This is a genomic window from Finegoldia sp. BIOML-A2, assembly GCF_009678315.1.
GTDB lineage: Bacteria > Bacillota > Clostridia > Tissierellales > Peptoniphilaceae > Finegoldia > Finegoldia magna.
This window is the reverse complement of the sequence record NZ_WKZE01000002.1, coordinates 141,806-164,325: the sequence shown is the minus strand read 5'-3', so window position 1 is coordinate 164,325 and position 22,520 is coordinate 141,806. Positions and strand designations below refer to the sequence as shown.

General features: G+C 28.8%; 19 protein-coding genes. 1 reads left to right on the top strand and 18 read right to left on the bottom strand.

The annotated features are described in order from the left end of the window. Positions 1-41: 41 nt before the first annotated feature. The 10 genes from mtaB to lepB all read right to left on the bottom strand — a co-directional run bounded on the left by mtaB (position 42) and on the right by lepB (position 11,233). Positions 42-1,334, bottom strand: a complete 1,293-nt coding sequence (gene mtaB, locus GKF99_RS02805; protein WP_154272623.1) for a tRNA (N(6)-L-threonylcarbamoyladenosine(37)-C(2))-methylthiotransferase MtaB — start codon at positions 1,332-1,334, stop codon at positions 42-44. Then, positions 1,334-2,059: an RsmE family RNA methyltransferase gene (locus tag GKF99_RS02800; RefSeq protein WP_154272622.1), complete on the bottom strand. Its 726-nt coding sequence runs from the start codon at positions 2,057-2,059 to the stop codon at positions 1,334-1,336. The genes mtaB and GKF99_RS02800 overlap by 1 nt, the downstream gene beginning before the upstream one ends. After that, entirely contained in the window at positions 2,052-2,975 is a 924-nt protein-coding gene (gene prmA / locus GKF99_RS02795) for a 50S ribosomal protein L11 methyltransferase (protein ID WP_154272621.1), read from the bottom strand. Before prmA ends, GKF99_RS02800 begins: the two co-directional genes overlap by 8 nt. Next, complete coding sequence (gene dnaJ, locus GKF99_RS02790; protein ID WP_154272620.1) at positions 2,975-4,093, bottom strand: molecular chaperone DnaJ; 1,119 nt, start codon at positions 4,091-4,093, stop codon at positions 2,975-2,977. The genes prmA and dnaJ overlap by 1 nt, the downstream gene beginning before the upstream one ends. Before the next feature lie 97 nt (positions 4,094-4,190). Continuing rightward, a complete protein-coding gene (gene dnaK, locus GKF99_RS02785) occupies positions 4,191-6,017 on the bottom strand; it encodes a molecular chaperone DnaK (protein ID WP_154272619.1) in 1,827 nt (608 codons plus the stop codon). Between the two features lie 41 nt (positions 6,018-6,058). Next, entirely contained in the window at positions 6,059-6,619 is a 561-nt protein-coding gene (locus tag GKF99_RS02780; RefSeq protein WP_154272618.1) for a nucleotide exchange factor GrpE, read from the bottom strand. After that, positions 6,609-7,655, bottom strand: a complete 1,047-nt coding sequence (gene hrcA, locus GKF99_RS02775) for a heat-inducible transcriptional repressor HrcA (RefSeq protein ID WP_154272617.1) — start codon at positions 7,653-7,655, stop codon at positions 6,609-6,611. The genes GKF99_RS02780 and hrcA overlap by 11 nt, the downstream gene beginning before the upstream one ends. An 81-nt stretch (positions 7,656-7,736) precedes the next feature. Further along, a complete protein-coding gene (hemW, locus tag GKF99_RS02770; protein ID WP_154272616.1) occupies positions 7,737-8,840 on the bottom strand; it encodes a radical SAM family heme chaperone HemW in 1,104 nt (367 codons plus the stop codon). A gap of 47 nt (positions 8,841-8,887) precedes the next feature. After that, entirely contained in the window at positions 8,888-10,699 is a 1,812-nt protein-coding gene (lepA, locus tag GKF99_RS02765) for a translation elongation factor 4 (protein WP_154272615.1), read from the bottom strand. A 9-nt stretch (positions 10,700-10,708) separates the two neighbouring features. Then, positions 10,709-11,233 (bottom strand): signal peptidase I, encoded by a 525-nt coding sequence (gene lepB / locus GKF99_RS02760; RefSeq protein ID WP_002836451.1) that lies wholly within the window; start codon positions 11,231-11,233, stop codon positions 10,709-10,711. Between the two features lie 122 nt (positions 11,234-11,355). Here lepB and rpsT point away from each other — a divergent pair, with 122 nt between their 5' ends. Next, a complete protein-coding gene (rpsT, locus tag GKF99_RS02755) occupies positions 11,356-11,619 on the top strand; it encodes a 30S ribosomal protein S20 (RefSeq protein ID WP_002836452.1) in 264 nt (87 codons plus the stop codon). 53 nt (positions 11,620-11,672) lie between these two features. Here the strand turns inward: rpsT and holA are convergent, their stop codons facing one another. From holA to GKF99_RS02715, 8 genes are all read right to left on the bottom strand, one after another. Further along, positions 11,673-12,671 (bottom strand): DNA polymerase III subunit delta, encoded by a 999-nt coding sequence (holA, locus tag GKF99_RS02750; protein WP_154272614.1) that lies wholly within the window; start codon positions 12,669-12,671, stop codon positions 11,673-11,675. After that, entirely contained in the window at positions 12,637-14,943 is a 2,307-nt protein-coding gene (locus tag GKF99_RS02745; protein WP_094207149.1) for a DNA internalization-related competence protein ComEC/Rec2, read from the bottom strand. The genes holA and GKF99_RS02745 overlap by 35 nt, the downstream gene beginning before the upstream one ends. Before the next feature lie 59 nt (positions 14,944-15,002). After that, positions 15,003-16,289 carry a phosphopyruvate hydratase gene (gene eno, locus GKF99_RS02740; protein WP_094205699.1) on the bottom strand — a complete coding sequence of 429 codons (1,287 nt, stop codon included), beginning with the start codon at positions 16,287-16,289 and terminating at the stop codon, positions 15,003-15,005. Positions 16,290-16,292: 3 nt separating this feature from the next. Further along, complete coding sequence (gene gpmI, locus GKF99_RS02735; protein WP_154272613.1) at positions 16,293-17,840, bottom strand: 2,3-bisphosphoglycerate-independent phosphoglycerate mutase; 1,548 nt, start codon at positions 17,838-17,840, stop codon at positions 16,293-16,295. Beyond that, entirely contained in the window at positions 17,830-18,585 is a 756-nt protein-coding gene (tpiA, locus tag GKF99_RS02730) for a triose-phosphate isomerase (RefSeq protein WP_154272612.1), read from the bottom strand. Before tpiA ends, gpmI begins: the two co-directional genes overlap by 11 nt. A gap of 4 nt (positions 18,586-18,589) precedes the next feature. Further along, positions 18,590-19,777, bottom strand: a complete 1,188-nt coding sequence (locus tag GKF99_RS02725; RefSeq protein WP_154272611.1) for a phosphoglycerate kinase — start codon at positions 19,775-19,777, stop codon at positions 18,590-18,592. 66 nt (positions 19,778-19,843) lie between these two features. Next, the gene (gene gap, locus GKF99_RS02720) at positions 19,844-20,845 is read right to left on the bottom strand and encodes a type I glyceraldehyde-3-phosphate dehydrogenase (protein WP_094207151.1); all 1,002 of its coding nucleotides are present in this window, start codon (positions 20,843-20,845) and stop codon (positions 19,844-19,846) included. Positions 20,846-20,918: 73 nt separating this feature from the next. Beyond that, a complete protein-coding gene (locus GKF99_RS02715; RefSeq protein WP_154254239.1) occupies positions 20,919-22,517 on the bottom strand; it encodes a Na/Pi cotransporter family protein in 1,599 nt (532 codons plus the stop codon). Positions 22,518-22,520: the final 3 nt, after the last annotated feature.

Below are 22,520 nucleotides of genomic sequence, written 5' to 3'. Positions count from 1 at the left end.
GCCTCCGGTGTTATTATACCAAAAAATATTTAACTTTTCAATTATTCACACACAAGTTCTTCATTTTCTCTTCTATTGCATACGACGTCTATTATTTTATTAGAAAGATTTGGATTATATTCTCTTTTTACTCTTATATAATTTGTTGTATATCCTTTAATATATCCATCATCATTTTTTGATTCAAACAATACTTTTATTGGCTCATTTAACATATTATCTAAAAATTTGTCTGTATAATATTTTGATTTTTCTATTAGTAGTTTACTTCTCTCTTTTTTTACAACTCCGGATACTTGATTTTTCATTTTACTTGCTACAGTGCCTTTTCTGTTAGAATATTTAAACACATGTATTTTTGAAAATTGAATCTTATCAACGAAACTCAATGTTTGTTCGAAGTCTTCATCAGTTTCTCCAGGAAAACCAACTATTATATCTGTAGTAATAGCAGCATTTGGATAATATTCTCTTATTAAATTGATAGTTTTCTCATACAAATCTGTATCATATTTTCTATTCATAGATTCAAGTATTGAATCAGAACCGCTTTGCAACGATAGATGGAAATGATCACAAAATTGTTCTACTTTACTTAATCTATCTAAAAATTGCTTGTCTACAATTCTTGGCTCTAATGAGCTCAATCTTATTCTCTTTATTTTATCAATTTGTCCGATATCTTCTATTACATCAATCAAACCAATATCATTATTATCTAAGTCTTTTCCGTATGATGCTACATGGATACCTGTCAGTACTATTTCTTTGAAACCATTATCTGCTAATCTTTTTGCTTCTAAAACAATATCTCTAATATTTCTAGAACGTATGGGTCCTCTCGCGTAAGGAATTATACAGTACGAACAAAATTGACTACAACCTTCTTGAATTTTAATATAAGCTCTTGTCATAGAATGTTCTGTATTTATAGTTAATTCTTCAAATTCTCTATTTTTACCTATACTTTCTACCTTGTTTATAATTTTATTAGATGATTGTGCTAGTTCACATAATTCTACGATTTCTTTTCGGTATTTTGTTCCGAGTATTACATTTACACCTTCAATATTTTCTATTTCATCAGGACTAACTTGAGAGTAACAACCTACTACAGCAATTATTGCATCACTGTTTTCAGATCTAATCTTAGATATTTGTTGTCGACTTTTTCTATCGGACAAATTTGTAACGGTACATGTATTAAGCACAAAAACATCGCAATTATAGTCTTCAGTAATTTCATAACCATTTTTTACAAATAATTCAGCCATAGCCTCTGTTTCGTATTGATTAACTTTACAACCTAATGTTGAAAATTTTACTTTTTTCATTATTTTATATCTCCTAATTCATATTGAATAATACTCAAAGCACAAATTGGAGCTGTATCTGCGCGTAAAATTCTGTTTCCCAATGAAACTGATTTAAATCCTTTTGACTTTAAAACTTGTAAATTTTCTTCAGATAATCCGCCTTCTGGGCCAATGAAAATATTAATATCTTTGTTATTTGAATTAGTTAACAAAGATTGGAAACTTTCAGTTTCATTTTCATAGAATACTAAATTTAAACCATTATTTTGAGTTGAAATTTTATTGATATTAATTAGTCCTTCAATTTCAGGGATAAATGTTCTCTTTGACTGTTTCGAAGATTCTAGTGCTATTTTTTCAAATCTATTCTTTTTCTTAATCCACTTTTTTTCGTCTAATTTGACAACAGTTCGTTCTGTTTCTACAAATACGATTCTGTTTACTCCCAATTCAGTGGCTTTTTGAATGATATACTCATTTTTATCTGATTTAAGGATACATTGATACAAAGTAATGTTCAAAGGAGATTCATATTGAATGTTATCTTCATCTATTATTTTACAAATTATTTCATCGGGAGTAATATCTTCAATCTCAGTTACAAAAGTTGTATCTCCAATTACTTGATGAATCAAATCACCTTTTGTAAGTCTTAAAGAATTTTTGATATGATTATAATCTTCGCCTTTTATAATAATTTTATCATCTATCTTATCTTCGGGATTACGAAAAGTCCTATACATTTTTGAACCTACTTATTACGCTAATCCATTCACCTTTTTCAGATATTTCTACAATTTCAAGGTTATTTTTTTCTAAAATATTTACAATGTTATCTCTTTGTGAATTGATTAATCCTGAGCAAATAAAAACTCCATCTTTTTCTAATGCTTTTGATAAATCTGGAATTAAAATGTCTAACACGTTTAATAAAATATTGGCTATTACTACATCGTATTTTTTATCAACTTTATCTAGTAGAGAGCCTTCTACAGCTTTGATATTAGATATTTTATTCAGCTGTGCATTATCTAATGTTGCTTCGATAGCTAATGGGTCAATATCTGTAGCAAAAACTTCTTTAGCACCTAATTTTGAAGAAGCTACAGAAAGTATTCCTGATCCACAACCAATGTCTAAAACACTCTTATTATCTAGTTGCAGCTGTTGAAGTTGTTCAATACATAAGCTTGTTGTTTCGTGGAGTCCTGTACCAAATGCCATTCCTGGATTAATTTCTAACACGGTGTGATCAGTTTCATCTATTTCAATCCAGCTAGGTTTTATAAGAATATTGCCAATATAAAATGGTTCGTAATACTTTTTCCATTCATTAGCCCAGTCCATATCTTCAATTTCTTTGTTTTTACTAATTTGAACATCTATTTTGTTATTGATAGAGAATTCATTAATTTTTGCTTCAATTTCTTCGTAACTTACTTTATCATCTTCGTAAAAAGCTTTAATGATGACATTATCATGTGGTGTAAAATCTTCGTCGTCTATTACCACCCAGTAAGGTTGATCTTTTTTAAAATCTAAAACATCTTGATAATCATCTATTTGTAAATTTTCGATTCCTAAATCGTATAGTATAGAACTTATGATTTCGTCATATCCTTTTGGACATTTAATATCAAAGCTTAGCCATTTTTCCATTATTCAAACATATCCTTTATTTTATCAAATATTGATTTCTTTTCATTTACATTTAATTCTTGATTCATACTTTCTGAAAATTCAATCAATTTTTCTTTTTGATCTTTATTGATTTTTTTAGGAACAATGATCTTAACAGTAAATAATATGTCTCCTCTAGTGTTGGAATTTAAATATGGAACTCCTTTTGATTTAAGCTTAAATGTTGTATTTGGTTGAGTTCCTTCGGGAAGTTCAAATTCTTCTACGCCATCTAAAGTTGGAACTTCAATTTTAGAACCAAGCACAGCCTGAGCATATGTGATAGGCATATCAAAGACAATATCATTATTAATTCTTCTGAAAAATTCATGTTCTCTAATCTTTATGATAACATATAAATCGCCTGGACTACCATTATTTTCGCCATCATTACCTTCGCCCTTTACACTCATGATAGCTCCATTGTTTATTCCTTTAGGTATAGTAATGCTTATTGTTTTTCTTTGAACTTCGTATCCTTTACCTTTACAATTTTCACATTTTTCATCGATTACATAGCCTTCTCCATGACATTTATCACATTCAGATTGTTGTGTAAAAATTCCAAAAGGTGTTCTTTTAGTATCGTTTATGATCCCAGTACCATTACATTTGTCGCATTTTCTCTTTTCTGTTCCTGGCTTTGCTCCATCGCCATTACAAACATGACATTTTACTTTTTTCTTATAAGAAATTTCTTTCTTGGTACCGTTAATTGAATCTTCAAAATCTATTTCTAGTTCAACTTGAATATTAGATCCCTTTCTAGGGGCATTTGGATTTCTAGAATATGATCTAGAACTAAAACCACCAAATATATCACCGAAAAAATCACCAAATATATCACCGATATCTGAGAATCCTCCACCTGATCCTTGATCAAATATTCTATCTCCGTACATATCGTATTTTTTTCTTTTTTCTTTATCACCTAAAACCTCATATGCTCCGTTAATTTCTTTAAATTTATTTTCAGCTTCAGGATCACCACTGTTTATATCTGGATGATATTTTTTCGCTAATTTTCTATATGATTTTTTTATTTCTTCTTGAGTTGCGTTTTCATTAACCTCAAGTATTTCGTACAAATTTTTCATTATTCACCATCCTAATCTACTAACTTTTCTATTTTACTAAAAGATACAAAAAAATCAAGGGGTAAGAATTTTACCCCTTTTTAAGATTTTTTAGTTATTATTTATTTTCGTCATCATCTACAACTTCATAATCAGCATCTACAACATCATCATCTTTTTTAGATTCTTGTGAAGCTCCTGGTTGTTGAGCTGTGTTTTCATATAGTTTAGAACTTAATTTGTACATTTCTTGAGTTAATTCATCTGTTTTAGCTTTAATATCGTTGTTATCTCCTGAGTCTAGGATTGATTTTAAAGCTTCTACTTTTGAATTGATATCAGATTTTTCGGATTCTGAAACTTTGTCGCCTAAGTCTTTGATTGTCTTTTCAACTTGGTAAATTACAGATTCAGCGTTATTCTTAGTTTCAATAGTTTCTTTTTTGTTTTTATCTTCTTCAGCATACTTACTTGCTTCGTCAACTTTCCTCTTGATTTCTTCATCGCTCATTTTAGTTGAAGAAGTAATTGTCATAGCTTGTTGTTTTCCAGATCCTAAATCTTTAGCGCTTACGTTTACGATACCATTCGCATCAATATCAAATGTTACTTCAATTTGAGGTACTCCTCTTGGTGCTGCTGGAATTTCAGTTAAGTTGAATTGTCCTAACAAAGTATTGTCAGCTGCCATTTCTCTTTCACCTTGAAGAACTTTGATTTCTACGGAAGTTTGACCGTCGGCTGCTGTAGTAAATACTTGAGATTTTTTAGTTGGGATTGTAGTATTTCTTTCGATTAATTTTGTACATACTCCACCTAAAGTTTCAATACCTAATGATAGAGGTGTAACATCAAGTAACAATAAGTCTTTTACTTCACCAGTTAATACACCACCTTGTAATGCTGCACCTATAGCAACACATTCATCTGGGTTAATATCTTTTTGTGGATTTTTACCTATTAATTTTTTAACAGCTTCTTGAACAGCTGGAATTCTTGTAGAACCACCAACTAATAATACTTTTTCTATATCATTGTGACTTAATCCAGCATCTTCTAGTGCTTGTCTTACTGGTTTTAAAGATTCTTCAACCAAGTCAGATGTTAATTCATCGAATTTGGATCTTGTAATATCCATATTTAGGTGAACTGGAGTTCCATTTACTGCAGAAATAAATGGTAAGTTAACATTAGTAGAAACTCTTGTAGATAATTCTTTCTTAGCGTTTTCTGCTGCATCTTTAAGTCTTTGTTTAGAAGTAGCATCTTTTCTTAAATCTACACCATTTTGTTTCATGAATTCATCTGCAAGATAGTTTAATAATTTTTCGTCAAAATCATCTCCACCTAGTCTGTTGTTACCACGTGTAGCCAATACTTCGAATACGCCGTCTCCAACTTCAAGGATTGAAACGTCAAATGTTCCACCACCTAAGTCATAAACCATAACTTTGTGTTGATCAGTTTCTTTATCAATACCATAAGCCAATGCAGCTGCTGTTGGTTCGTTGATAATTCTTTTTACGTTTAAACCAGCAATCTTACCAGCGTTTTTTGTTGCTTGTCTTTGAGAGTCTGTAAAGTAAGCTGGGACAGTAATTACTGCTTCTGTAACTTCTTCTCCTAAATAACTCTCAGTGTCAGCTTTTAATTTTTGCAAAATCATTGCTGAAATTTCTTCTGGAGAATAATCTTTACCATCAATGTTTACTTTGTATTCAGTACCCATTTCTCTTTTAATTGATGTGATTGTTCTGTCTGGGTTTGTGATTGCTTGTCTTTTTGCTGTTTCACCAACTAATCTTTCACCATCTTTAGTGAACGCTACGATTGATGGAGTAGTTCTATTACCTTCTGAGTTAGGAACTATAACTGATTCTCCACCTTCCATAACTGCTACTGCTGAATTTGTTGTACCTAAATCAATACCTATTACTTTACTCATTATAAAATCCTCCTTTTAGATTTTTTCTATATTTAAAATTCTTATTTACTAACTTTGACCATTGCAGGTCTGATACATTTGTTATTCAAAATATATCCTTTTTGTAATACTTCTAATATCATATCTGAACCTTTATCACTATCTTCAGTAATAACCGCATGATGGTAATTTGGATCAAATTTATCTGAACAATCTACTTCTTCCAACCCAAAATCTTTTAGTAATAATAGTAGGTTATCTCTAATTAATTCAACACCATTAGAGAACTCATCTTTTTCTTCTTTACTATCGATAGCTCTGTCTAAATCATCTATTATAGGTAGAATTTTCAAAATCAAAGACTCATTGGCTAATTCAATAGACTGTTGTCTTTCTCTATTTGTTCTATTCTTATAATTGATAAAATCCGCTTGTAATCTTTTTAAAGAATCTTTTAAATCCTCTATTTCAGTATTTACAACTTCATCTTTATCATTATCAACCTCTTCTTTTATTGACTCATTTTCGTTTTTATTTAAATCTTCTTTTTCCAAGTTTTGACCTTCGTTTTTTAACTCTTCAGAAGATTGACTTTGTTTTAAATTTTCTTCATTATCTTTCATAATAATCCCCCCTAATAATTAATCCATTAATTCTTCTAGATAATTTAAACATAGCTTCTATCGAAAGCTCATAATTCATTCTCATAGGAGCAACAATAGCTATAACACCTATGTTATTTTTATTGAAGAAATAAGAACTCTTAATGATTGTGTTTTCAACAAGTGATTGTTCATTATTTTCATTTCCTACTTTAATGTCCAAGAAATTATCTGAAGAATTCAAAATATTCACTATTTTGTCTTTGTTTTCAAGGTATTCTATTATGCTTTTGACTTTGTCTAAGTCGCTGTATTCACTATATTTGAAAATATTTGATAAACCTTCAACAGATACATACATTGAAGATAACTTATCTTTTTCATTTTCAATAATATCGGTAATTGCACCTTTAAAAAGATCATTATATTTATATTTTGAAGAAAATTCGTCTAAATTATCATAAACTTCATTTAGATTTTTCCCTAAAAAAAGTTTCTTCAATAGAAAATTAATCTTAATTAATTCATTTTGTTCTATGACTTGTTCTGATGAAATCACAGTATGATTTAAATCACCAGAATCATATAACGTTAATAAGACATAATTATATTCGCTAATTGGAAGTAACTCTATGTGAGATAAATGCATCCTATCTGATTTTTTTAACATAGAAATAACTGGATACTGAGTTATCTCAGAAATGAATTGAGAAGAAGATTTAATTAATTTCTCTGGTTCAACAATTCTTTCATAGGGTTTTCTTATAGACATTAATGAAGAACTAGAATCGTCAGTTTTATAGAGTTTGTCTAGGATATAATCCACATACAATCTGAAAGCTTTTTGGGATGGAATTCTTCCAGATGAAATATGAGATTGTACTAAATATCCCAAATCTCCTAAATCGCTCATCTCATTTCTGATAGTAGCTGGACTGAAACCTATATTATAATTCTTTGATAAAACTCGAGATCCAATTGGCTGAGCAGTCTTTATATAATTGTCTATAGTCGCGAGTAAGATATTAAATTTTCTTTGTGTTAAATTTTCATTCAAGACCTCACCTCTTTTTTGTTAGCAACCTATTACCTTGAGTGATAATAAAATTATACACTACGTTTTCTACTGTGTCAAGTGTTATACTAAAATATCTACGAAAAAACTATTTGACACGAAAAAACCTTGATTTGTAAAGCATAAATGGTTATTATCTAAAGTTAATAATCCTCTATTAATCCAGTTATCAATTAATTTTTTGTTCTTAGCAGATAAATTTATTCCAAATTTATCTTGGTATACTTTTAAATCTAATCCTTCTTTTAATCTCATATTGGTTATTATGAATTCAAATTCTTTTTTTTCTAAATCAATTTTCTCAGAAAAACTAATAGGCTTTTCATTTTTCAAGATTTTTTTCTTATAATCTGGATAGAAAAACTCATTAGTGTATCTGTGTTGATTTAAATAACCGGAGGAAGATAAACCAAATCCATAATAATTTTCGTCTTTCCAGTAAATCTTGTTGTGAATTGATTCAAATTTATCTTTTGCAAAATTAGAAATTTCGTAATGTTTGTATTTTTCTAAACCATTACAAATCTTTAAATACATTTCGTATTCTTTATCATCATTTCGATTTATGTCATCATATTCTTTGTAAAATTTTGTTCCCGGTTCTAAAATCATGTTATACCACGACACATGATTTGGGTTGAGTTTTCTTATATAATTAAGATCGTTGTCTAAAGATTCCAAAGTTTGATTTGGAAATCCAAATATTAAATCAATTGAAATATTATCAATGTAATTTCTAATAATTTCAAATGACTTTAAAACATCTGATACTTTGTGCCCTCTTCCTAAAAATTTGTTGTACTGATCATTAAATGATTGAACTCCCAATGATATTCTATCTATACCAATTTTTTTATAGTTTTCTATTTTTTCTTTTGTGACGAACTCTGGATTGCATTCAATAGTAAATTCCTTAAATTGTAAATTAAAACACCTATCTATTAAGTTGTAGATTTTTTCAATATATTTAGAATCGACAAGATTTGGTGTTCCTCCTCCTATATAAATTGTATCTATTATGTCATTAGGATTTTTGTACATATTTATTTCTTTTTGTAATAAATCAAAGTATTCATCAATTCTTTGATATTGTTTCGTCATTGTTGAAAAATCACAATAGTTACACTTATAATCACAAAAAGGTATGTGAACATAGATTCCTTTCATAACTCCTCCTATAAAAATAAGCCAAACTTTCGCTTGGCTTAACAAATTTAATTTCCTTCATCGTATTTTAATACGGATAAGAAAGCTTCTTGAGGAACGTCTACACTACCGACAGATCTCATTCGCTTTTTACCTTCTTTTTGTTTTTCTAATAGTTTACGCTTTCTAGTTATATCTCCGCCATAACATTTAGCAAGTACATCTTTTCTGTATGCTTTTATAGTTTCTCTTGCGATTATTTTATTTCCTATTGCAGCTTGCACAGGAATTACAAATTGATGTCTTGGTATTTCATCTTTAAGTTTTGTTACAATTTTTCTTGCTCTTTCATAAGCTAAATCTTCGTGAACAATTAATGTTAATGCGTCAACTTTTTCTGAATTAATCATTATTTCAAGTTTAATTAAATCAGATTTTTCATAACCAATTAGTTCATAATCCAAAGATGCGTATCCTCTTGTTTTTGATTTTAAGGCGTCATAGAAATCGTAAATTACTTCATTTAATGGTAATTTGTATTTTATTGTTACCCTTTTTTCGTCAAGGTAAGTCATGTCTATGAAGGTTCCTCTTTTTCCCTGACAAAGTTCCATAATTACTCCTACATAATCTGTAGGAGTCATGATTTCTGCATGGACAACTGGTTCTTCAACATAGTCAATTTCAGTTTCCTTAGGGAAATTTGTAGGATTTTGTATTTCTACTTCAGTTCCATCTTTTTTATGAACTTTATATATTACACTTGGTGCAGTAGCAATGATATCTAAGTCAAATTCTCTATCTAATCTTTCTTGAATAATTTCCATGTGTAACAACCCTAAAAATCCACATCTCAATCCAAAACCTAGTGCGATTGATGTTTCATTTTCAAATGTCAAAGCTGCATCATTAACTTGAAGTTTTTCTAGTGCATCCCTTACAGAATTGAAATCTTCACCTTCAGCAGGATAAATACCACAATAAACCATTGGTGTAACTTGCTTATATCCCTCGAGAGGTTTATCCACAGGATTATGTTTATCTGTTATAGTGTCACCTACTCTAGCATCTTTTACATTTTTGATACTGCAAACAACATATCCTACATCTCCAGCGCTAATTTCATCTGTGCTAACCATACCAGAAGATGTGTAACCGCATTCAGTAACTTCAAATGATTTGTTAGTAGACATCATTAAAATTTCTGATCCCGGCTTTATACAACCATCAAAAACTCTGACATAAACAACAACACCTTTGTAAAAATCGTAATATGAATCAAATATCAATGCCTTTAAAGGTTTATTTTCGTCCCCAACTGGAGCAGGAACATTGTTTACTATGTCTTCTAATACATCTACTATATTTATTCCTTCTTTTGCTGATACTGCTGGAACATTTTCAGCATCTAATCCAATAATATCTTCTATTTCCTTTTTTGCAAAATCAATGTCGGCACTTGGCAAATCTATCTTATTTATTACAGGCAAAATTTCTAAATTTTGGTCGATAGCCAAGTATACATTTCCTAATGTTTGAGCCTCAACACCTTGCGTTGCATCGACAATTAATACTGCACCTTCACACGCTTTTAATGACCTACTTACTTCATAAGTAAAGTCAACATGACCTGGTGTATCTATTAAATTAAGATTGTATACATTGCCATCTTTAGCCTTATAAGATAATTTAATGGCTTTTAATTTGATTGTTATTCCTCTTTCGCGTTCCAAATCCATAGAATCCAAAACCTGTTCACTCATTTCCCTATGAGTAAGCATACCAGTCTCTTCAATCAATCTATCAGCTAATGTTGACTTACCATGATCTATATGCGCAATTATTGAAAAATTTCTTATGTATTTTTTATCGTGTTTCATTTAAATCTCCTAAATCGAACCAATCTTATCAACAGGATATAACCTAAAGAAAACGACACCGATTATCGAATCTTTATTAATAGGTCCGATGTACCTGCTGTCATTATAATTATCTAGTTCTCTATCATCATTTATAACAAAATATTCATCTTTACTTAATACCCATTTATTATTGTTTAATTTTTTTGACTGTTGCAATAAAATATAGGGTTCATATATTCTTTTTCCGTTAACAAAAATATCATCATTTATAATTTCCACTGAATCTTTAGGCATTGCAATAACTCTTGCAATATTAGATTCTGAATTTTTCTCATCATAATACTTAACTATATCAGTTTTTTTAATGTATCCTGTTATTTTATTTAATTTATTAATAAGAACAAAATCTCCAGAAGTTAAAGTGGGACTCATATTTGATGATTTTACTATTTGTGTTTCTAAAATAAAAGTTTTTATTACGAAACATACTACTAAAGCTATAAATATTGCAAATAGCAAATTTGAAAACTTACTATCTAAAAATTTCTTCATACTATCACCATTCTTTACCAACCTATTATAACATAATTTACAATTAATGTTCTAGATTACTTGAAATAATTAATTCTATAGTGTATAATAATAACACTGTTCAAAAATAAAGGAGGGATATTATGGCAAATATTAAATCAGCAATTAAAAGAATTGATGTAACTAAACTTGAAACAGCTAGAAATAAATCTAAAAAATCAGCTATCAAAACTTTCATTAAGAAATTTGAAGCAGCTGTTGAAAAAAACGATAAAGAAGACGCTACTAAATTATTTAATTTAGCAACTAAAAAGATTGACCAAGCTGCAAGTAAGAACACAATTTCTAAAAACAGTGCAGCTAAAAAAATTAGCAGAATGGCTAAAGAATTAAACAAATTAGCATAGAAATAATGTAAAGGATCCATTACATTATTTAAAGGTTGAAGTAAATTCAACCTTTATTTTTTTGCTAAAATTTCGCAAATACTATTTTCTATATAGTACTTAGAATTTAACGTATTTGTTTTTAATGTAGTTTCTATTTCATACATTTTATGAATCGCAAATCTTAACTGGTCATATCTCCAATTTTTCACAAAACTTTGAACTTTATTTAATTCGTATGATGATATTTTTACTCTCTTTGTGATTTCAGTTTGCGAAACTTTCAAACGTAGAAGTTCTTTTATATATAATAAATTTCTAAATAATCTAATAACCATATGAAGTGCTTTAAAAGTGTCTGATGTGTCATTTATAAGTAAATTTAAGTAATATATCGTCTTAGATAAATCTTTTGATGCTATTGAATCTGTTAAATCGAAAATATTTTTATCATATTGATTTATTAGAGAATTCAAATCATGTTCTGTTATTTCATCTTTCTCTAAATTTATAAACTTATCTAATTCATTATTAACATCAATTAAAGTCTTTTCAGAATTTTTTATAAGATAAAGAGAATATTCAATAAAAATGTTAACGATATTATTATTAATCTTCTTCCCTTTTAGGTAATTTATTATATAAGCTTTTAATTGATTTCTGTTTAACTTATTGAATTCAATATCTGATCCATAGTTTATTATTTCTTTTAAAAATTTAGACTTAAATACATTTCCGTATGATGTCATTATAATCAAAGTATACTCTGGAATCTCTCTAATATAAGGTAATAAATTATCAATACTTTCCTTGTTTTTTGAAATTCCTGTTTTAGTTAAATCTACATCATCGATTAAAATGAGTCTTTTATCACTAAACATAGGAATAGTTTCAGAAGAACTATATATTTTTTCGAAATCTGATATTTCGTACTCATCAAAACTTTGAGCCTTGTAGTGCTCTTTTATTAATGACAGATATTTTTCTATATAAAATTTTTCTTCTCCGTGTATTAAAATTAGATTAGACAACAAATTATTATCTAATTTTTGTTTCGCCAATGAAAAATCCATCTTTTGCTCCTCTATTCTTAAAGTAATATAATACGAAAATTGTTGTAATAATTGAATTTTGTTCTTTCACTAAAAAATTAAAAATCGAATATTTATCTCTATTAGATCTTATAGTATTAAATATCTTGCTTGATACAATCTCAATGTTTCCATCTTTATCAGTTCTTTTTATTGGAATATTTAGTTTATTTAAATTATCTAGCGTTTGATGATGTGGGTGTCCATAATCATTTCTTAGACCTACAGAAATAATAGATAATTTGGGATTAACCTTTTTTAAGAAATTTAAATCTGAACTGTTTTTACTTCCGTGATGGGAAATTTTCAACACATCAGATGTTATATCTTCATTTAAAATATTTCTTTCATATTCTCCAGAAATGTCTCCTGTGATTAGTAATGAAATATCATTAACATATACTTTATAAACTATAGATTTATCGTTTTCTTCATCACTTATGGATTTATCAATGACTTTGATATAAACATTTCCAATTTTTAGTAATTGATTATTTTGTAGATTTACGTAATGGTTATTTTGATTATACTTGCTTTTTAATATTTTTTCTCCATTAGTTCTAGATAAAACTATTGGATTATAAGATTTGTTAATATTAATTAAATTTTTACTATGATCTTCATCAAAATGAGTCAAGAATACATAATCAAGATTATTTAAACCTATTTTGTGTAGATATTCTACAAGGTAAGTTCCAGATTTATCTTCTGATTTGTATGAACCTCCTGTATCTATCATAAAACTTTTAAAATATTGTCTTACAAGTAAGCAATCACCTTGACCAATATCCACAAAGTTTATATGCGTAATAGGATTAAAAATATTTAAAATTATCGGCATAATTACGCTTATAAAAAACATATTTTTTAAAGTTTGTTTATTAAAATCGTTTAAAGTTTTAATGTAGTGTCTGTTATAAATCGCAAATATTATTATATAATAAACAAAAATCATCAATATAGAAAAGCTCATAAAACTATGAATTTGTATATTAAATGAATTAATTGTAATGAAGATATAATTTATAATCTTTAAACAAAATTTTATAATTTGAACAAATACATAATTAAAGCTATTAGGTATCAAAAGTACAACAGCCGACAATTGTATGATAAGTGTAAAAATAGGTAAAATAATGGTATTTCCAATGATAAAACCAAATGTAAATTCATTAAAAAACTTCAGTTGTATTGGTAATAATATTATATAAACTAAAGTAGAAAGCATTAAATAATTACGTAGTTTGCTATTTTGTTTTTTGAATTTTGGATACAAATATAAAATAGTAAATGTTGCTAAAAATGAAAAAATAAATCCGACATCAAATAGATTATATGGATTCATAAGCAAAATTAAGATAGCTGCAATAATTAAATTATTTAAATTATACCAGTCTATCTGCATTTGATTAGATAATTCCACTATAACTAACATAATGAACGCTCTTAATATTGATGAAGGTAGTCCTACTGCATATCCATATATTGCAATTAAAAACAAAGATAACCAAGAAATAATTTTTCTGTTAATCTTAAAAATACCAAATAATTTATTAAAAATCGTGTATAGAATAATAATATGTAGCCCACTTATTGCAAATATATGACTTATTCCTAATGTCTTAACATTATTAGTGTAATCTTCACTCAAAAAATTAAACCCTGTAAATACTGACTTTAAAACAGATGATTCAATATCATTAAAATTTGAATCTAATTTAAAAACTATGTGGTTTAAAATTTTGCTTCTAATACTTAAAAAAAGTGAATTAGACTTTCCTATTATATCAGGATCAGTCCTACAGTATATATCTCCATATATATTGCTCTTTAGTAAATAAAATTTATAGTTGAACATATATGGATTACCATTTGTATATGCTTTATTAACTTTTGATCTAATATTGACAATATCACCAATATTTAAATCTTTTTTTGTTGTTAATAAAAATTTTATATTATATTGATTAGTTACCTTTACAATATACTTTTTATTTGATCTGTTTTTATTTATTACTACAGCGTTAATATCTACAAATTCATTATCCTTGATATTGTTGTAATTATCATTAATAAGGTTTAAATGAAAAATAGTCAGAAATAATACCAACAGTGATACAATAAGTTTATTTTTATCTTTAAACAGAAATATTCCTGTAATCACTACATCAACTGCTAGAAATATTGGATTGAAATATATGTATAAAATTGTTGTTAAAATTATCTGTATTAAAATTACCGTAGTGATTAACATTTTTCACCTAATTAATAGGAATCACAGCTAATAATCGCTGTGATTCCTTGTATTTTTAATTATTTGCTTAAATTATAAAAAGTCTTTATTCCATCGTATACTGCAGTGGATTCTAGCATATCTTCAATTCTTAATAATTGATTATATTTACAGATTCTATCAGTTCTTGATGTTGAGCCAGTTTTAATTTGTCCAGCATTAGTTGCAACGGCAACATCGGCTATAGTAGTATCTTCTGTTTCTCCCGATCTATGAGATATTACGGCAGTGTATCCATGTCTTTTAGCTAGTTCTATGGCATCAAGAGTTTCAGTTAAAGTTCCTATTTGATTTAATTTAATTAGAATGGAGTTACATACACCCATTTCTATACCTTTTTGTAATCTCTTAACATTTGTTACAAATAAATCATCGCCAACTAATTGAATTTTTGAACCTAATTCTTTAGTTAGTTTTTTCCAACCATCCCAATCATCTTCAGCTAATCCGTCTTCAATAGAAATAATAGGATATTTTTCAACTAAGTTTTTATAATACTCAATCATTTCATCACTTGATCTAACTGCATTGTCTCCAGCCATATTGTACTTACCATCTTCATAGAATTCACTAGCTGCAGCATCTATAGCAATCATTACATCTTTTCCTGGTTCATAGCCAGCTTTTTTAATAGCCTCAACTATAGTTTGTAATGCTTCCTCATTAGATTCGAGATTTGGTGCAAAACCACCTTCATCTCCTACAGCAGTATTTAATTTTCTAGACTTTAATACATTCTTTAAATTATGAAATACCTCAGTACCGATTCTTAAAGATTCTTTGAAGTTTTCTCCACCTACAGGCATAATCATAAATTCTTGAATGTCTACATTATTATCAGCGTGTTGTCCACCATTTAGAATGTTCATCATTGGTACAGGTAAAGTCTTACCGTTTACGCCTCCAATATATTCAAATAATCTTTGTCCATTTTCATCTGCAGCAGCTTTTGCAACAGCTAAAGAAACACCTAAAATAGCATTTGCACCAAGTCTAGATTTATTTTCAGTGCCATCTAATTCTATTAGATAATTATCTATTCCAACTTGGTCAAATACATCCCAACCTACTAATTCATCTGCTATTTCTAAGTTTACATTATCAACAGCAGTTTCAACACCTTTTCCTAAAAATCTTTTTTCATCATTGTCTCTTAATTCTACTGCTTCGTGTACTCCAGTAGAAGCACCTGAAGGAACTATCGCTGATCCCATTGCTCCTGCTTCAGTATAAACTTCAACTTCAACTGTAGGATTTCCCCTAGAATCTAAAACTTCTCTTGCATAAATGTCAATTATTGAGCTCATTATTTATTCTCCTTTTTTAATTAAAGATTTACCTGTCATTTCTGAAGGCTTATCTATTTTCATCAATTCTAAAATTGTTGGTGCTATATCAGCTAAAATACCATTATTCAACTCGATATCCTTGTCAGGATATTCTATGAAAGGCACAGGATTAGTTGTATGTGCCGTGAATGGGCCACCTGTCATTTCATCAATCAAATATTCACTATTCCCATGATCAGCAGTTATCAAAGCATGGTAATTTCCGTTTTTATCTATAGCTTGTAATATTTCCTCTAAACATTTATCAACGGTTTCAACGGCTATCTTATCAGCAGAAATTACACCAGTATGACCAACCATATCTGAATTCGCAAAGTTTAATATTATCAAGTCGTATATATCTTTATTTATAACATCAACAACATGATTTTTAACTTCTACAGCACTCATCTCTGGCTTAAGATCGTAAGTTGATACTTTTGGAGATGGAACTAGTATCCTATCTTCATTTTTGAATTCTTTTTCGATACCTCCATTAAAGAAAAATGTTACATGTGCATATTTTTCAGTTTCTGCAATTCTTAATTGCTTTAATCCGTATTCAGAAATAATTTGTCCTAATACATTATTATACCCTTGTTTTGGATAAGCTATTTGTACATTTTTGATAGTTTTATCGTATTCTGTCATTGTTACAAATGAAATACCTTTGTATTTTGTTCTTTCAAAACCATCAAAATCATCGTCTACAAAAGCTCTTGTAAGTTGTCTTGCTCTATCTGGTCTGAAATTAAAGAATACAAAAGAATCTTCATTTTCAACTTTTATTGCGTTATTATTTTCATCGACTATTGAACAAGGTTCAATAAATTCATCAGTGATATTTTTATCATAACTATCTTGTAAATATTTTATTGGATCGTTACTTTTATTTCCTTCACCATTAGTTATGCAATTATATGCTTTTTCTACTCTGTCCCATCTCTTGTCTCTATCCATTGCATAATAGCGACCACTAACAGATGCAATTTTACCTACACCAATTTCTTTTATATCGTCTTGTAATTGTTTTAAGTCTGTTATTGCAGATGTTGGTGACACATCTCTACCATCTGTAAAACAATGTATTACTACATCATGAAAATCTAATTTTTTGCACATTTTAAGAATTGCTACAAGGTGGTCATAATGAGAATGAACTCCACCAAAAGAAACTAATCCTAGTAGATGAAGTTTTTTATTTTTTTCTTTAGTTTTTAAGATAATATTTTTTAAAACTTTATTTTCATAAAATTTTCCAGATTCTATGTCATTAGTAATTTTACTTAAATCTTGATAAATTATTCTACCAGAACCAATATTCATATGTCCTACTTCGGAATTTCCCATTTGGCCTGCTGGAAGACCTACTTCATTTCCTGAAGCAATCAATTGTGAATTTGGATATTCACTTATTAGTCTATCAAAAGTTGGAGTATCAGCTAATTTAATAACATTTCCTGGATAGTCTTTGCCTAATCCCCAACCATCTAAGATTACAAGAATTAATTTGTCTTTCTTATTTCCCATAATTAATTAGTTTAGAAAAACTTTCTGCTTCTAAACTTGCACCCCCTACTAAAGCTCCATCAATGTCTTCTTTTGACATAATATCAGTTACATTTTCAGGTTTTACACTTCCGCCATATTGTATTCTAATTGAATCAGCCAGATCTTTGCTATACATTTCTTCCAATAAATTTCTTATAAATTTACACATTGATTGTGCATCGTCACTTGAAGCTGTTTTACCGGTTCCAATAGCCCATATTGGCTCGTAAGCGATTACTAGTTTAGATCTTAATTCTTCTTCACTTATTCCTTTTAAGTCTGATTTTATTTGTGATTCCACAATTTTTTCATGATTGTTAGATTCTCTTTGTTCTAAGTTTTCTCCGCAGCAAAGTATTGGTTTAAGTTTATGAGTTAAAGCTGATATTATTTTCTTATTTAATAGTTCATCATCTTCTTTAAATATAGTTCTTCTTTCAGAATGACCAATTATAACATATTCCACTCCCAAATCTTTAAGCATATTTGGAGAAATTTCTCCTGTAAAAGCACCGCTATCTTCGAAATACATATTTTGTGCTCCAGTAGAAATATTTGTATGTTTTAAGGCTTCTGTAAGAGTTTTTAGTGATGTGAATGGAGATATAATGCAAGCTTCGACATTATCAGCAACTCTCAGATTCTTTAAATCATTTAAGAAATGCTTAGTCTCTCCATCTGTCATATTCATTTTCCAGTTTCCTGCAATTAATGGTTTTCTCATATTATTATCTCTCATCAATACAATCAATACCAGGTAAGACTTTGCCTTCTAAAAATTCCAAAGAAGCTCCGCCGCCTGTTGAAACATGTGTTACTTTGTCTTTATTTCCAGATTTTGCAATTGCTGAAGCACTATCTCCGCCACCAACAATAGTTGTAGCATCAGATTTTACTAAAGAATTTGCAACTTCAAAAGTACCTTTACTAAATTGTTTAATTTCAAATACACCCATTGGCCCATTCCATACAATAGTCTTGGATTTTTGTATTTCTTCGTCAAAAATCTTTATTGTTTTAGTTCCAATATCAAATCCTGCAATATCGTCTGTAAACTCATCTATACCAATTACTTTTGAATCAGATTCTTCTGTCATTTCTTTAGCTGCGATAAAATCAACTGGCAAGAATATTTTAACTCCTTTTTCTTGAGCTTTTTCTAATAATGATTTTGCTAAATCTAATTTATCTTCTTCAATTAAGGATTTACCGACATTTTTTCCTTGTGACTTAATGAATGTAAATGCCATAGCCCCACCTATTAGTATAGTATCAACTTTATCCAATAAGTTTTCTATAACTCCAATTTTATCAGAAACTTTTGCACCACCTAATATTGCTGTAAAAGGTCTTTGCGGATCATCAAGAGCTTTTCCCATGATTTCTATTTCTTTTTGGACTAAAAATCCTACAGCACTCGGTAAAAACTTAGACACTCCAACGTTTGATGCGTGAGCTCTATGACTGGTTCCAAAAGCATCGTTTACATATAAATCAGCTAATTGTGATAATTCTTTAGAAAATTCTTCATCATTTTTTTCTTCTTCTTTTCTATATCTTGTGTTTTGAATTAACATAATTTCTTTGGGTTGTAATTGTTTACTTTGCTCAATAACAGAATTATCCACAACTTTATCATTATCAACAAAGTTTACTTCTTGACCAATAATTTCAGAAAGCTTTTCTGCAACCGGCTTTAATGTGAATTCAGGTTTTGGTTCACCTTTTGGTCTACCTAGGTGACTCATTAAAATAACTTTAGCATTATTATCTATTAAATACTTTATTGTTGCGATAGATGCTTCTATTCTATTCGTATCAGTAATAATACCATCTTTAATTGGAACATTAAAGTCTACTCTAACTAATACTCTTTTATTTTCAACATTTAAATCTTTTAGTGTTTTTTTATTCATAGATTAACCTTTCTTTGAAAAGAGTCGATTGCAAAAATATTTTACCATCGACTCTAAATAGTTTTATTATCTTGTAGCTATAATCTTTGCTAAATCAAATACTCTTGAACTATAACCCCATTCGTTATCATACCAAGAAGCAATTTTTACCATATTTCCTAAAGCATAAGTCATATCAGCATCAAATATTGAACTTCTTTCATCTCCAATGATGTCTGAAGATACTAATTGATCTTCAGAATATCCTAAGATTCCTTTTAATTCGCCTTCACTAGCTTTTTTCATAGCATTATTGATATCTTCTTTTGTAACTTCCTTACCTAAAAGAACTGTTAAATCAGTAATAGATCCAGTAGGTGTTGGTACACGAACTGCAAGTCCTGTCATTTTACCTTCTAATTGTGGTAGAACTTTACCAACAGCTTTAGCAGCACCTGTAGTTGTAGGAATCATACTTAAAGCAGCTGCTCTTGCACGTCTTAAATCCTTGTGGTGAGCGTCTTGAATGTTTTGATCATTAGTATAAGCGTGAATTGTTGTCATTAACCCTTTTTCAATTCCAAATTCATCATCTAAAACTTTAGCTACTGGAGCTAAACAGTTAGTTGTACATGATGCATTGGAAATAATCTCATCATTTTCTGGGTCATATTCTTTGTCATTTACTCCAACTACGATCATTTTAACATCTGATTTACCTGGAGCAGTTAATAATACTTTCTTTGCACCAGCTTTAATATGTTTTGATAAACCTTCTTTGTCTTTAAAAGCACCCGTTGAATCGATAACTAGATCAACACCTAATTCTTTCCAAGGTAATTCTTCTGGATTTCTGTTATTTACAACAGTTATTTCCCTATCACCAATTTTAATCTTGTCATCCGCTAATACTTCAACGTCTTTTTCAAAAGTACGATAAATTGAGTCATACTTTAAAAGATGTGCATTTGTTTTAAGGTCACTTGTAATATTCAATGCCACTAATTCAAGATCAGGGTCATTTTTTTGAATTAAAATTCTTGTTACATCTCTACCTATTCTTCCAAATCCACTAATTGCTACTTTCATTTAATCCTCCTTGAAATATTTCATAATACATACTTTTATTATATACCCGATATATAATCTTATTAATCAAATTTTAAACCTCAATATGAAGAGTATAATTGGATATATTTGTGCAATGGTCAGATATTCTTTCCAAATTCGATAGAATATCTAAGAAATTAACTCCAACTGTAGAATCACATTCATTGTTGTTAATTCGTTTGATATGATTATGTCTATATTTTTTTTCTAAAAAGTCTACATTATTTTCAATATTTGCGACTTTAGAAGCCAATGATTGATCATTATTTTTAAATGCCATAGTTGAATCTATAATTGCATTTTCTACATTTGAATATAAATCTTTATATTCATCGATAGCTACTTTGCTAAATTCTTTTTCTTCGTCATAAACAAGAGTTACAATTCCACATATATTTTCAACATGATCTCCTATTCTCTCGAGATCATTAAGCATATCTTGCATAATAAAAATTTGTGTATGTTCTTCATCTGAAATAGATTTATTAGATAATTTTACAAGATACTCAACGATATGTTTTTCCAAATTATTAATTCTTTTTTCTTCTGCTAATATTTTTGATCTTAGTTTTTTGTTACCTGTCATAAAGTATTCATCAACATTTTTAAAATTTTGATATACAATGTCACTCATTCTAATAACTTCAAGTCTAGCTTGTTCAACCGCAATAGAAGGAGTCTCTAAAATTCTGTCATCTAAATATTGTAAGTCTTTTGCGTGTTCTTCACCTGGAACAATTTTCATAGCAGCTTTAACTAAAAAGTTTGAAACTGGAAGTTGAATTGCAACGTTTATTATATTGAATAAAGTATGATAATTTGCTATTTGTCTTGAAACATTTAATGGAGTTAACATAGATACTATGTTTTGCATCAATTTATTTAAAAATAGTAGGACAATTATTGTACCAATTGCGTTAAATAACAAATGTATTATGGCTGCTCTTTTGGCATTTTTCCCCGCTCCTACAGATGAAAGTAATGCAGTAGTTGTAGTACCAATATTTCCCCCTAATAAAAGAGGAGCTGCTTGATTGATTGTCAATAATCCTTGTTTCCCTAGAGCTTGTATCAAACCGATTGAGGCTGAAGATGATTGTACTGCAGTAGTTAAGAAAAATCCTACAAAAACTCCAATTACCGGTGAGTTTAATTTTAATAAAGCATTTTTAAACCACAATTCTTTTGATAGTGGATTCAATCCATCTCCCATGGTATTCATTCCTATGAAAATTAAACCTAGACCAACAAAAACTTCGCCTAGATTTTTTTTCCTATCATCTTTTGCACTCATATATAAAAGTACACCAAAAGCTACAATTAATGGTGCATATTTTGCAATATCAAAAGCGATTATTTGCGCAGTAATTGTAGTTCCGACATTTGCTCCTATAATTACTCCAACAGCTTGATTCAAAGGCATTAAACCTGCATTTACAAAGCCCACAACCATTACTGTTGCTGCAGATGATGATTGTATTACCATCGTTACTACTATACCTAGTAACACACCTATGTATTTATTCCTAGTTAAAGAACCTACTATCTTTTTTAATTTATTACCTGACGATTTTTGGAGACCTTCACCCATTATTGTCATTCCGAACAAGAAAAGTGCCAACCCACCTAAAACCGGAGTTATAATATCCATAAT

What these genes read in the sequence shown, in the direction of transcription:
- GKF99_RS02725 (WP_154272611.1), bottom strand. Translation starts at nt 19,777, where the DNA reads ATGAATAAAAAAACACTAAAAGATTTAAATGTTGAAAATAAAAGAGTA.
- rpsT (WP_002836452.1), top strand. Translation starts at nt 11,356, where the DNA reads ATGGCAAATATTAAATCAGCAATTAAAAGAATTGATGTAACTAAACTT.
- prmA (WP_154272621.1), bottom strand. Translation starts at nt 2,975, where the DNA reads ATGGAAAAATGGCTAAGCTTTGATATTAAATGTCCAAAAGGATATGAC.
- GKF99_RS02780 (WP_154272618.1), bottom strand. Translation starts at nt 6,619, where the DNA reads ATGAAAGATAATGAAGAAAATTTAAAACAAAGTCAATCTTCTGAAGAG.
- eno (WP_094205699.1), bottom strand. Translation starts at nt 16,289, where the DNA reads ATGAGCTCAATAATTGACATTTATGCAAGAGAAGTTTTAGATTCTAGG.
- gap (WP_094207151.1), bottom strand. Translation starts at nt 20,845, where the DNA reads ATGAAAGTAGCAATTAGTGGATTTGGAAGAATAGGTAGAGATGTAACA.
- dnaK (WP_154272619.1), bottom strand. Translation starts at nt 6,017, where the DNA reads ATGAGTAAAGTAATAGGTATTGATTTAGGTACAACAAATTCAGCAGTA.
- GKF99_RS02715 (WP_154254239.1), bottom strand. Translation starts at nt 22,517, where the DNA reads ATGGATATTATAACTCCGGTTTTAGGTGGGTTGGCACTTTTCTTGTTC.
- lepA (WP_154272615.1), bottom strand. Translation starts at nt 10,699, where the DNA reads ATGAAACACGATAAAAAATACATAAGAAATTTTTCAATAATTGCGCAT.
- GKF99_RS02800 (WP_154272622.1), bottom strand. Translation starts at nt 2,059, where the DNA reads ATGTATAGGACTTTTCGTAATCCCGAAGATAAGATAGATGATAAAATT.
- holA (WP_154272614.1), bottom strand. Translation starts at nt 12,671, where the DNA reads ATGGATTTTTCATTGGCGAAACAAAAATTAGATAATAATTTGTTGTCT.
- tpiA (WP_154272612.1), bottom strand. Translation starts at nt 18,585, where the DNA reads ATGAGAAAACCATTAATTGCAGGAAACTGGAAAATGAATATGACAGAT.
- GKF99_RS02745 (WP_094207149.1), bottom strand. Translation starts at nt 14,943, where the DNA reads ATGTTAATCACTACGGTAATTTTAATACAGATAATTTTAACAACAATT.
- dnaJ (WP_154272620.1), bottom strand. Translation starts at nt 4,093, where the DNA reads ATGAAAAATTTGTACGAAATACTTGAGGTTAATGAAAACGCAACTCAA.
- mtaB (WP_154272623.1), bottom strand. Translation starts at nt 1,334, where the DNA reads ATGAAAAAAGTAAAATTTTCAACATTAGGTTGTAAAGTTAATCAATAC.
- hemW (WP_154272616.1), bottom strand. Translation starts at nt 8,840, where the DNA reads ATGAAAGGAATCTATGTTCACATACCTTTTTGTGATTATAAGTGTAAC.
- gpmI (WP_154272613.1), bottom strand. Translation starts at nt 17,840, where the DNA reads ATGGGAAATAAGAAAGACAAATTAATTCTTGTAATCTTAGATGGTTGG.
- lepB (WP_002836451.1), bottom strand. Translation starts at nt 11,233, where the DNA reads ATGAAGAAATTTTTAGATAGTAAGTTTTCAAATTTGCTATTTGCAATA.